General features: G+C 59.8%; 13 protein-coding genes. 6 read left to right on the forward strand and 7 right to left on the reverse strand.

The window, feature by feature from the left end; translation table 11 throughout:
- Positions 1–239: 239 nt before the first annotated feature.
- Positions 240–1,133: a LysR family transcriptional regulator gene (locus NKJ55_RS34435; RefSeq protein WP_352453780.1), complete on the forward strand. Its 894-nt coding sequence runs from the start codon at positions 240–242 to the stop codon at positions 1,131–1,133.
- Positions 1,134–1,893: 760 nt separating this feature from the next.
- Here the strand turns inward: NKJ55_RS34435 and NKJ55_RS34440 are convergent.
- The 6 genes from NKJ55_RS34440 to NKJ55_RS34465 all read right to left on the reverse strand — a co-directional run bounded on the left by NKJ55_RS34440 (position 1,894) and on the right by NKJ55_RS34465 (position 6,251).
- Positions 1,894–2,175, reverse strand: a complete 282-nt coding sequence (locus NKJ55_RS34440) for a hypothetical protein (RefSeq protein WP_352453781.1) — start codon at positions 2,173–2,175, stop codon at positions 1,894–1,896.
- Positions 2,176–2,360: 185 nt separating this feature from the next.
- Positions 2,361–2,783: a hypothetical protein gene (locus NKJ55_RS34445; protein WP_352453782.1), complete on the reverse strand. Its 423-nt coding sequence runs from the start codon at positions 2,781–2,783 to the stop codon at positions 2,361–2,363.
- A 41-nt stretch (positions 2,784–2,824) separates the two neighbouring features.
- Entirely contained in the window at positions 2,825–3,331 is a 507-nt protein-coding gene (locus NKJ55_RS34450) for a hypothetical protein (protein WP_352453783.1), read from the reverse strand.
- Between the two features lie 399 nt (positions 3,332–3,730).
- Positions 3,731–4,282, reverse strand: a complete 552-nt coding sequence (locus NKJ55_RS34455) for a hypothetical protein (RefSeq protein WP_352453784.1) — start codon at positions 4,280–4,282, stop codon at positions 3,731–3,733.
- 356 nt (positions 4,283–4,638) lie between these two features.
- Positions 4,639–5,262, reverse strand: a complete 624-nt coding sequence (locus NKJ55_RS34460; RefSeq protein ID WP_352453785.1) for a hypothetical protein — start codon at positions 5,260–5,262, stop codon at positions 4,639–4,641.
- A gap of 422 nt (positions 5,263–5,684) precedes the next feature.
- Positions 5,685–6,251 (reverse strand): recombinase family protein, encoded by a 567-nt coding sequence (locus NKJ55_RS34465; protein WP_352453786.1) that lies wholly within the window; start codon positions 6,249–6,251, stop codon positions 5,685–5,687.
- A gap of 603 nt (positions 6,252–6,854) precedes the next feature.
- Between NKJ55_RS34465 and NKJ55_RS34470 the strand changes: the two genes are divergently transcribed.
- Complete coding sequence (locus NKJ55_RS34470) at positions 6,855–7,757, forward strand: isoaspartyl peptidase/L-asparaginase family protein (RefSeq protein ID WP_352453791.1); 903 nt, start codon at positions 6,855–6,857, stop codon at positions 7,755–7,757.
- A 111-nt stretch (positions 7,758–7,868) separates the two neighbouring features.
- Positions 7,869–8,114, forward strand: a complete 246-nt coding sequence (locus tag NKJ55_RS34475; RefSeq protein ID WP_352453787.1) for a DUF982 domain-containing protein — start codon at positions 7,869–7,871, stop codon at positions 8,112–8,114.
- Positions 8,115–8,306: 192 nt separating this feature from the next.
- On the opposite strand, the gene NKJ55_RS34480 is transcribed toward NKJ55_RS34475, so the two are convergent.
- Complete coding sequence (locus NKJ55_RS34480) at positions 8,307–8,486, reverse strand: hypothetical protein (RefSeq protein WP_352453788.1); 180 nt, start codon at positions 8,484–8,486, stop codon at positions 8,307–8,309.
- A gap of 349 nt (positions 8,487–8,835) precedes the next feature.
- Here NKJ55_RS34480 and NKJ55_RS34485 point away from each other — a divergent pair, with 349 nt between their 5' ends.
- From NKJ55_RS34485 to istB, 3 genes are read left to right on the forward strand one after another with little or no spacing between them, the layout of a single operon-like run.
- Positions 8,836–9,228, forward strand: coding sequence for a hypothetical protein (locus NKJ55_RS34485; protein ID WP_352453789.1), 393 nt, complete (start codon positions 8,836–8,838; stop codon positions 9,226–9,228).
- A gap of 59 nt (positions 9,229–9,287) precedes the next feature.
- Positions 9,288–10,577, forward strand: coding sequence for an IS21 family transposase (istA, locus tag NKJ55_RS34490; RefSeq protein ID WP_352453790.1), 1,290 nt, complete (start codon positions 9,288–9,290; stop codon positions 10,575–10,577).
- The gene (gene istB, locus NKJ55_RS34495; RefSeq protein ID WP_352453792.1) at positions 10,577–11,401 is read left to right on the forward strand and encodes an IS21-like element helper ATPase IstB; all 825 of its coding nucleotides are present in this window, start codon (positions 10,577–10,579) and stop codon (positions 11,399–11,401) included. The genes istA and istB overlap by 1 nt, the downstream gene beginning before the upstream one ends.
- Positions 11,402–11,440: the final 39 nt, after the last annotated feature.

Here is an 11,440-nt window from a genome sequence, read left to right on the forward strand (position 1 = left end):
TCGGCCGAAGCGACCGCTCATGATCGCGTGAAATACGTGCTCACGATCGCCTGAAATGGCTGCTCACAATCAGCGAAATGCGCAGACGGCAATCTTTCTCTGCCGCCATGGACGGCGACGGGTTCATGGGAGACATGCGCCAGCGGGCGGGCGTTGCCTGGACGCAATTTGCTGTTCCTTTTGGTGATGCGGTAGTGCCATAGTCAGGCAAGCTGTGTCGCGAAACGAGGAACGCCGAATTGGACATAGAAGATCTACAGACATTCGTCGCAGTGGCCGATGCAGGGGGCGTATCGGCCGCTGCGCGCCGCCTCGGCGTCTCCAAGTCAATCGTCAGTCGGCGGCTCTTTCGGGTTGAAGCGGAACTTGGCGTCCAGCTTCTTGCACGAACGACCCGCGGCGCGGCGCTTACGGAAGCGGGGATCACGTTCAGAGACCATGCGGCCCGAGCTAGCGCGGAGATCGATACGGCCAGGGAAACGATCCTCCCCACCGGTGAGCTGCGCGGCCGCCTGAGGGTTGCCATGCCGCTTACTTTCGGCCCAACCCACTTCGCCCCCGTGCTCGCGGAAATGGCGCGTCTGCACCCGAAGCTTCAAATCCATACCTCCTACAGCGATCGCTTCGTCGATCTGATCGCCGAAGGTTTCGATTGCGCGATCCGGGGCGCCTACCTTCAGGACTCCAACTTGATCGCGAAGCGCGTTGGGCCGATCCATGGAAAGCTTGTCGCAAGCCCGGATTATATCGAGGTGCACGGGTCACCTGAGACCCTGGACGAACTCGTCACCCATCAGGCCCTCATGCAGGGAACAGAAACCTGGCAGTTCCTGGATGGCAGAAAGATTGTCACGGTCCAGCCGCAGGGCCAGTTCAAGGCCGACAGCGCCACGGCGCTTGCTGCGGCGGCGGCGGCAGGTCTCGGCATCGCCTGGCTCCCCGATTGCATCACACATGAATATGTGGCCTCGGGCGCGCTGGTCCCGATCATGACACGCTATCCGGTACCTCCGGGGGCCGCGTATGTCGTACGCCCGCCGGGTCAGCATCCTACGCGGAAAGTCCGGGTGCTCACCGAAATGCTAACTGAGTATTTCAAACGGAACCCGGAACTTTGGGGTCTCGACAGCTAGGACACGAACGGTGCGAAGCCTCCCCACCGGCAGGAGGCACGGGGGTAAATTCTCCAGGCAACGCCGCAGGCGCGACGTCCACGCGGATCATGTTCAACCGAGTAGGCGTTGAGATCTTGCATGTGCAGATCTGGCGCGAGGCCTCTCCGCTTTGTCCCAGCGACGCCTCGCGCGCGCAGGCTCAAAGCTATGCAATCCGCCGTCCACGAACACCTCGCGCCCGTCTGTAAGCTGCTGTCGTTGAGGCAGCGACGGCAAGTAATAACGGGCGGCAACGTTCGGACGCCGCCGCGGCGAACTGAACGGCGCACTCGGGCGCGAAGCCGCCGGTCATCAGTATTTCCGCGCGGTGGCCGCCGAATAGGCGTGGGCGGGCGAGCCTGCTATTCTACGCCTGATTTCATCGGTCCTCCATGCTCTGACACTCTGGAAGCAGGACTACGAGATCGGCGCGTAGGGAGAAATTGCACGCTGGCGCGCAATATCGCGCTATGGCGTAGAAGAGGCGGTGGCTCCCCGGGCCGGACAACTTGTCAAATCGAACCGGGGAAAAACTAATGCCTGAAATCCGTTATATTCCAGTTGCTTAAGTTGTTCGCCTCTTGCGAGGTGCCACCATGATGGTGTACCTCTATGGGTAGCAGCGGTGTACCTCATGCGTCAAGCCTTAGTTACGAGACGACAGGAGCGCCGCTAAGGCCGGCTGGCACAATGGCCAGTCGAAACCCCAGCAGCGGTCCAGTGGTCTCTCCGTTGGGCTTTAAATGCCCTCTGGGAACGGCCGGTACTTCACCGTTCGCAGCCCGTCGCGGTCGTGTTCGGTTATGTCGATGCCGGCCCAATATCCGGCCGTCAGATCAATCTTCCAAACTGGCTGCCCTGCCCGAGTCACTTTGACGCGCTCCTGGGGATCGATGCCTCGCTTGATCAGTTCCCGACACAAGACAGGCACGGGATCTTTGCGCGTTGTAGTGATCTTGATTTCCTCGCCGGATAATGTCGCGGCGGAAGTGTACGATCCGATTAGTTCGATGTGGTGCATATTCTCCATTTCTGCTGGTAGAGGGCGGAAGTGCCCGGATAGGGGATTGTGCCGGGGAGGGCTGTGAAGCCGATCCACGGTCAGACCGTTGGGGTGTTCTAAGGGTGTTTAGGGAGCCCGGAGAGGGCCTTGAGCTTGGGGCAATGGTTCACCGGGGCGGCGACCTAACCCTCTCCGGGGTGGTGCTATATGCCGAGGTCCAGACGCATCTTGGCGGCTGCTCGGGCATGGGTAGTCAGGAGCTGCCAATCGCCTTTGACGACTGCCCTGCGGAACGCTGGCAAATCGGCTTCGTCGATATGTTCTTGCCACTGGGCCATGGTCAGGCCCAGCGGAGAGAGGATGCTGCGTTCGATGTGCTTGGTGAAGCTCGCTTCGATGATTTGGACTTCAACATCCTGAACACCGGCCGTCGCGGCATCGATCTCTCCACCTTCGATGTAGCTGTCGATCACCTCTTGCCGCGCGTCCTCAGGATGGGATGCCATCCAGTCATTCAGGACCTTGTCTGAGGTGGCGACCATTTGGTCGTATTCCTTCTGCTCCGCTTTCTCCCGGCGCTGATCTTCATCAAGGTCTGGATCGTCGTCTTCCTGCTCAACCGCCACCTCCGGGGTTTCCCCCGAAGGCTGTTCTTGGACGATTGAGCTTAGCGGAAAGACCCGTAGCCGTAGGGCGCAACGGCCCGCTCAACCGCAGCCCCATAATCCTCTGGGCTGATCTCGCCGGCCTCGACCATCTGGCGGGCCTGCTTAGGGCCGAGTTGAATGCCGCCGATGGTCACCGGAAGGCTGTCGACCAGCGCGCGAGGAGGAATGGCAAAGGCGCTGCTGGAGCGGTCCGCCTTGGCATTAAGCTGCTCCACGGTCGTCTTGCCATTGCTGATCGAGACCCGCTGGCTGAGCTGACCACGCTGCTGCGCCTGATACCACTGGTTGCCTGCTAACGAGACCTCGGTCGCCGCTGCGATCTGGGCCTTCATCCGGGCCTCTTTGTCATTGTGGTTGGCCACCGCCGCGGCATGGCGCATCTTGTCAATATGCGTCTCACGCTCGGCCGTGGTCATATTCATTATCGCCAACTCGGCTGCGGTCGGCGCGGCTGTGGGCTTGTGGCTGGCACTCTCATTCATCTGGTCTTCGCTGTATCTGGACATGGTTGTTCCCCTCAAAGGTGGTGGTCCCCGCGACGGATTGTTGCGAGGTTCTGGTAGTGGTTGGGACGGTGTTAGGGGCTCAGCGGCGCGGCTGGAGGCCGTAGCTGTGAACGGGTGGGATTGGGTTGTGGTCGGCCTCGGGAAACGCGACGGCTGGGGCTCGGCTGGCCTTGCGCGGACGCATGTACAGCTCGGCCATTCGCCTCATCAAATTCCCAGCCTCAAGCTCACGGTAGCCGTAGACGGCGTAGCATCGCCCCGCCACGATTAGGGCATCGGGGATGCCGGAATGACGATCCAATTCGGACGGTCGACCTTCCTCCATTTTGTCCAAAGCCGCCACGATGGCGAGCGCTTGATCTCGGGTCGGCCAATCAGCGGGAGCGGGGAGAAACTGCCTCACAGGCCTTCCCTGCAGTGTTGAGCCCAAGGGGTCCTCGGGTGTGCTTTGGCGGCCCCGAAGCGGAAGAGGTGATCGAGGTGCTGGCCGCCATTACGCTCGTCATCATACCAGCCGAAGTCCCGGTTAGCGTCCCACCTCGGGCCAAGCCAAGCCAGTGACTTGCGGATTAGGTCGAACTGGTCGCGTTTGGCGTTACCCAGCCGCTTCCACGCGAACTGGCCGTAGTGGATGGCAACACCTAACTCACGCCGCTTCTCACGTCGCTCTGCCGCCGCCCTGATGGAATGGGTGCGGGCCTGTTTGATCCGAAGCGAGAGCTTGGTGTCGGGGATGTTGCGATAGCCGGGGGCGTTGACTAGGTGCTGTTTCCAGTCGGTACGGTCGCCCTGGGTTGCCCTAAGCGCTATCTTGGCTTGCCGCTTGGCCGTGACGGTCGCGATGGCAAGGGCGTTGCCCTCGTCGTCGGGGTCGTGGTGCTGATCGTCTTGGGTGATCTCGCGTTCATGCAGGAACAGAGCCCTGTCGAACGGTCGTGCGTCGTCGGTCATTTCATGCGTGTTCCTCTCGGGATTGTTGTTCGGTTGTCGCTTGGAAAAGGGTAGGCTGGCATGGTCATTTTCAGCCGGTGTAACGTCATGTGTAATAGGTGCCGTGTACGACACTTCAGGTTACCTCCGGGGTTCCCCTGAGCTGGAGACATCAGACTGAGACCACCAGAAGAAAGAGGCGGAAGCCTCCCCTTAACATCCCACCTTCAGGTTCACTTCTGGCCATTACTCTAAGGTGTCAGACCACAGAGCTAAGGTGTTCATCAGAAGGTAGCCTGAAGGCTGAGACATCAGGGGGAGGGACTTCCGTCCGCTCCTGTGTATGATCAACATGCTATGTCGATTATATCGGTCTGCTAAGACATCCTGCGGGGAACCTTAAGTGTGACCTTAATTTGAGCTTTGGCTTTGCTGATCTGGTCAGTACGATTGCTGACATAGTGGGACACCATCCGAGCAGATGCTCCCGTGATCCTGCTCATGTCAGCCTGAGCGACACTCGGGAAATGGTCGACAAGCCATCTGACCTGTCCCTCCGCGTCTAACTTGTGTCGACGACCGACCATGAACTCGACAAGCGCCACCTGAGCAGCAACCGCCACCGGGCTGGAAGTGATGTCGGTCTTGATTGTCTGGACAGCATCCGCCCAGCGATGGTCGATCCATGCCTGCCCTTTGGGTGATATGACATCGAATGGTCGACCGACGACTGAGAAGACACGCTTCCCGAGGCCATCGCGAACCGACTTCGTGGTCAGCCGGCGACGGGTGACGAGCCTCCTGTCAGTGAACGAGGCCTGTTTTGGAGTGTGGTCTTCAATCTCATCTTGGAGAATGCCCAGCCGAGACAGGACATCGCGGACCTGTTTGCGACCGACCCCTTTGGCGACTCCATATTCGGTAATGGTAATCCATGATCCTATCGATGCCTGGACGACTTCGCCCGTGGTGCTGTCGAGGGTTTCTGAGGTGTATTCCAAGCTGGTCCTTTCGTGGGTTTGGCTGTCGCTTCCGCAAAATATCCCCTCGGGCTGTCCTTGCGGTGCCGTTGGGGTCGACTGAGGGTGCGGTTGGGGTGCGCTGGCGCGCGTAACGAGCTAATCGACTGTCGCCCCGAAAGACACTGACCCGCAGACGAGCGAGTAGACATTCTTGGGTGTCGCATCTCACCAAAGCCGAGCCGTCAAGCGCCACTTCCACGCCCGGAAAGGAGCGAAACAGGCAACGGATTGTCGCAACAGGGGAGAACTCTGCGGCTCGGCTTAGGAGAAACGCGTCAGGAGATTTCGGCTTCGTAATGCCACTGTGGTCCCTATCCAGACCTTGGGGTTCCGCTGGCAGTCAAATGCCGCTTCATAGGGTAGTGGTCACCCTATTCGGCTCCGTAATGCCACTGTTCACCCTAACCCGCCGCAGCCAGCCCCAGAGCCCGATAGACCGACGCCTTAGACAACCCCGTGGCCCGCATGATCTCGGGGACGGTCTTGCCATCGGCGCGCATGGTCACGATCTCGGCTGCCCTCTCAGGGGTCGCCTTGACCTTGCGTCCGAACTTGGTGCCGATGGCCTTGGCCTTAGCAATACCGTCCATCTGCCTCTCAGACCGAATGGCGGTCTCAAACTCAGCGAACACGGCCAGCATCTGCAGCATGGCGCGGCCTGCTGGGGTGGAGGTGTCAATCTGCTGGTCGAGGACCCGAAGGGCAACGCCGTCCTTCTCCAGCCCCTTCACGATATTAAGGAGGTCTGTCGCTGACCGAGCAAGCCGATCAATGCGCGTAATGATGAGCGTGTCACCCCTGCGAAGAGCCCTGAGGCAGGCCTTCAGCTCCGGTCTACCGGTGTCCAGCCCTGACCGCTTCTCCTCGAACAGGTTCTTCGGCTCGACCCCAGCCGCGACCATCTTGTCCCGCTGGACCTCAAGAGACTGGCCAACAGATGAAACCCGGATGTATGCGAGGTCGGTCATGTGCTGCGGTCTTTCCAATGTCTAAACGTTGTGAGACTGCACTTATGAGACATGAAAAGAGGCGTGTCAATGGACCGTCTCACAGTTTATACATTTTGAGACGCCCAGCGTGTGAGGGCTTAGTTGTTCAACTTCTCCAGGTTACAAGGCCAACACATTATCCGCGCGTTCTCATCAGGATGTACCGCCATGCTGCGGCGAAACATGGTGATCGAAGTGCCATGGGGTGCGACTGACATAAGAACCGATCTCAGGTATCCCGACCATTGCAACCCCAGCCCACGTTCGGTCTCGCGAGGGTGCAATCCCCAGCCACACCGAGAAACGGCTCTGGCGCGTCAACCGTCGGGTGAAGCGAGGCTGTCTAAGCGTCCCTGAGGATGGTGTGTGGTGGAACCGAAGGGGGCACGGGGGGCTTCGCGCGAGCCAGTTATCCGATCCCTCGCTCAGAAGTTTCTACCAAATATTCGCGACGATTGCGTCCCGTCATAAAGAGGCTCACAATCAAATTTGGTTGCCGCCCCTTTGAGCAATTTGACCTCTCAGGCTCTACGGTTTGGCGCTGTTAATGCCGACATAACGCAAAGGTTCGTGGAGAGGGAAATGCGGCCTAAGCATAGCTCCGCTGGTATCACGCTGGTAGTTCATGGTGGTTCTGGAAACATTCCAGAGTCAGAGCATGCGGCTCATCGAGAAGGTGTTATTGGCGCGCTGAATCACGCCTGGCCAATGCTTCAAGCCGGGAAAAGTGCTTTAGACGTGGTCGAAGCCGCTGTCTGCTTCCTAGAAGATTATCCGGCGTTTGATGCAGGTCGGGGTTCTTGTATAAATCGCGCCGGCTTTGTTGAGCTCGATGCCTCGATAATGGACGGCTCAGAACTCAGTTACGGCGCGGTTGCCGGTATGCGGAGCATCCGAAACCCAGTGCGAGCCGCCCGCAAGGTACTCGAAAGTGAGTATACGTTTCTCGTAGGAGAAGGGGCTCGAGAATTTGCATTGGACGCGGGGCTGGAAAGCTGTCCTGAAGAGTGGTTCCAAGTTGAACGCGAGATCCAACGATGGCGCGAATGCAGTAAGGAGGAGCCGACCGCGCCTGCGGGTCCACGCGGGACTGTGGGTGCAGTAGCGCGCGATTCGAATGGTCGTCTTGCCGCTGCAACGTCAACAGGCGGTCCGCCCTGTAAGCCACCCGGCCGCGTAGGTGACTCACCGCTCATTGGAGCTGGGCTGTATGCGGAGGACAACGTAGCTGCCATTTCAGTTACCGGCAGGGGCGAACTGCTTACCCGCTTACTTTGGTCCTATCGAGCAACTTTGCTGGTCCAAGGTGGAATGCCGGCTCCCGCAGCGGCGGAGGCAGCAGTTTCATTCCTAGGTCGACTCAAAGCCTACGGAGGCATCATTATCGTTGATGGTGATGGTCGACCGGGTGCCGCATTCAATACACAGTATATGGCGTATGGCATACGAATGGATAATGGTGAGCCGGATCGAATTTCACCGTGATAGTCACATGAGCTATTTTGCTTCACGCGACCAAACCTTGGTCCCCCGCGACAGGCGGCGTGTCGTAGCCGATCGGTTGGTCGACCGGCTCCTGCCGCCCTAAGTTCCCTCATGGCAACCCATTGGTTCGTCCCTCCGGTGTTCGTGAAGACTGAAACCGGCGTCAGGCATGGCTGCAACAATGCGAGGACAGCCCTTGAGCAACTCAAGAGGTGGACCCGGAGAGGACCTCGCTGGCAAAAGGCGGTGACCCTCTGCCTGTCAGATTTAGAGGGCGATCCGATTGACCCTCAGGTGGTGCGAAAGGCCTTTGAGGCTGCCGCTAAGGAAGCCAAGATGTACCTCTCCCCTGAGTAGCAGGTACACGGTCAAGGGAGTGCGGTTGGATAGTGGCAACCGCCGAAGGGCTGCCCGTGCGGTTATGCTGGCTGACATGAACGCGCTCTGGTGACTGTCGTCCCACTGAAGGGAAACCATGCGCGCGGGCTTATTTGTGGCCTGTTTCCTCGGGACGCTCGCCGCAATGGGTCGCGCCTAGGCACGCGCGTCCTATGGCAGCTCGGGCCGTGGAAATGCCTCCGTGCAAGCCTTCGGCTCGCCCATGGCGTGCGTGGCATAGATCAGGCAACGAATAGCCGTGGCGCGGCGACGACCAAAGTAATCGGCCCCAAGCGTGGCCGCCAAATTGGCGACTTGCAGAACAATGAGTACTGTGATGGCGGTTTTCATGGTCTTTTCCCCCCCTGGCCGGCGCGGCCCCAGATTCAGTGCATCAATCCCACGAAATGCCCGCCACCGCCACTGGCACCCCCTACGTATACGCGCGCGGAGCTATGATTCTGGGACGGAAGGCGACCCGAGCGGCAGGACGTGAGGAAAACGAAGGTGGCACCCGGGGGGGCGTCGCGGGAGCCAGTCATCCGATCACCCGCTCAGAATTTTCTACCAAACATTCCTGCCCCATCATTCCACAGGAATTGCACATTGATCTTCCATTAGTTAGCCGTAACATGTGCCCGAGGCGTCAACGGGCTCTCATCTGCCAAGGTGTTCCAGCGCCACTCTTGGGATGGGTTCGTTGCTCTACTCCGGCTTCGTAGTGGTAGCTGGCGACGATGAGCGGTTCGAATGGTTATATCACTCGCGCAAACTGGTCGGGACGCCTTTGGCACTGGTGCCATCATTTGGCTTATTGCGGCCTTCAAAACTCGACAACATGCCAGGAACGATATTAGCCCACACGGGACGTGAAAATGTGAAGATTTGGGGTGACATACTGCTCCAACAAAATCTAACCATCTACACGCTTGCCGGCTTTGTTGGTATCGGCTTCGTCTACTGCATCTTTACCATGTTCACGCTAAGCTTTTTTGCGTGGTCACAAACCCGATGGTACGACCAAATGGCAGAGGAAATTTTCCACCTTCCACCTACCCAAACCACTGGCTTATTCTGGTGTCGGGCGAATTGAGAAACTGACCCCCTGACGAAATGAAGAACTGACCCCCTCGGTTATGAGAGGAGGCATGGATGACGGTTGAGATTTCGGCGATTCCTGCATTGTCGAGAACGATGCAGGGAGAGGAGATGCTTCAGCCTGAAGAAGTGGCAGCGATGCTGCGGCTGCATGAGCTTGGCTGGGGAGCGAAGCGGCTGGCGAAGGAATTCGGGTGCGCGCGCAACACGGTGCGTCGGTATCTGCGCGAGGGCGGGACTTTTCCGTTTCGCAAGCCTGTGCGGCGGACCGCGTTTGACGGGCTGGACGATTGGCTGCGGGAGCGCTTCTTCCGCCATGGCGGCAACGCCGATGTGGTGCGCCAGGAACTGGAGAGCGAACATGGGATCGTTATAGGGCTTCGGTCGGTGGAGCTTCGGGTGCAGGGTTGGCGTCGGGAGTTGAGGGTGCAGAAGCGCGCGACGGTTCGGTTTGAGACGGCGCCGGGACATCAAATGCAGATCGACTTTGGCGACACGCGGGCGTGGATCGGCGGCGAGCGTGTTCGGGTGCACCTGTTTGTGGCGACGCTGGGTTACTCGCGTCGGCTGCATATCCGTCCCTCGCTTCGGGAGCGCCAGGCGGACTGGTTGGAGGGGATGGAAGGAGCCTTCCTTCGCTTCGGCGGGGTTCCAACGGAAGTGCTGTTCGATAATCCGAAGGCGCTGGTCGAACATCACGATGCGGCGACGCGGGAGGTGCGCTTCAATGTGCGGCTGCACGCCTTTGCCCGCTACTGGGGATTTACGCCACGGGCTTGTGCGCCCTACCGGGCGCGTACGAAGGGAAAGGACGAACGCGGGGTCGGCTACGTCAAGCACAATGCGATTGCCGGCCGCCGGTTCGAGAACTGGGCGGCGTTCGAGGCGCATCTGGACCGGTGGACGCGCGAGATTGCCGATCAGCGTGTGCATGGCACGACCGGCGTGGCTCCTGCGGAACGCTTTGCCGAAGAGGCCGTGGCGCTTCGCCCTCTGGGCGGACGGGCGCCGTTCGGGCAGCTGCGGGATCTCGTGCGCAAGGTCCAGGCAGATTGCGCAATCGACCTGGACACGAACAGTTACTCGGTTCCCTGGCGGCTGATCGGGGAGAGCGTCCAGGTCGTGGTGCTGGGCGGCCGCGTTATCGTGCGTCATGCGGGCGAGGTGGTGGCGGATCATGCCTTGTGCCGCGGACGTCGCCAACGGATTGTCGAGCGCGCGCATCTTGCCGGCGTGGTCGGCGCTGCTGCGCCGGTGCAATCGGCGCCGGCGGATATTGTTGCGCCTTCCGCTCTGTTGCGGCCGCTGGCCGAATATGAGGCACTGGTGGGAGGCAGCTGGTGATGACGACGGTCGATCACGAGATGCTGGTGGCTCAGCTCGACCGGCTGAAGCTGACCGCGATCCGGGACCAGCTCGATACGCTCCTGGACGAAGCGGCGCGTTCGCAAATGACCTTGCGCGAGGCTTTGGCCTTCCTCGTGACGCGCGAGATCGCGCGGCGCGACGAGCGGCGCATCTCCATGGCAGGCAAGATCGCGCAGTTCCCGTTTGTGCGCGAACTCGATGGCTTCGACTTCGACGCGCAGCCGTCGCTGGATCAGCGCCAAGTCCGGGAACTGGCGACCTGCCGCTGGATTGCCCATGGCGACACGGTCCTGTTCCTTGGACCTCCGGGTACGGGCAAGACACATCTGGCGGTGGCTCTCGGGCGCGAGGCGATCCGGCAGAACCATAGCGTCCAGTTCGTCACGGCGGCCACGCTCGTGGCGATGCTGGCCAAGGCCCATGACGACGGTTCACTCGAAAAGCAGCTGACGACCCTGTCGCGGCCGAAACTGTTGATCATCGACGAGCTCGGCTATCTCCCGTTCGAAGCCAATGCCGCGCATCTGTTCTTCCAGCTGGTGTCGCGGCGTTATGAGCGGGGATCGATCCTGATCACCTCCAACCGCTCGGTGGGCGAATGGGGCAGCGTGTTTGGCGATCCCGTGGTGGCAACGGCGATCCTTGATCGCCTGCTTCATCATTCGACAGTGATAACCATCCGTGGCGACAGCTACCGGCTTCGCGAAAAGCGGGGGTTGCCGCCAATTTATAATGACGGGGAAACACCACGGCACCACCCGACAACAAAAAAAAAAAAGCGGGGGGTATTAAAAAAATAAAAAAAGACCCAGAATATAATGGGTTGTTGTTGGTGGGGG

Origin of the sequence: Mesorhizobium sp. M0106 (assembly GCF_040322715.1) — a bacterium.
In the GTDB taxonomy this organism is placed as follows: Bacteria; Pseudomonadota; Alphaproteobacteria; order Rhizobiales; family Rhizobiaceae; genus Mesorhizobium.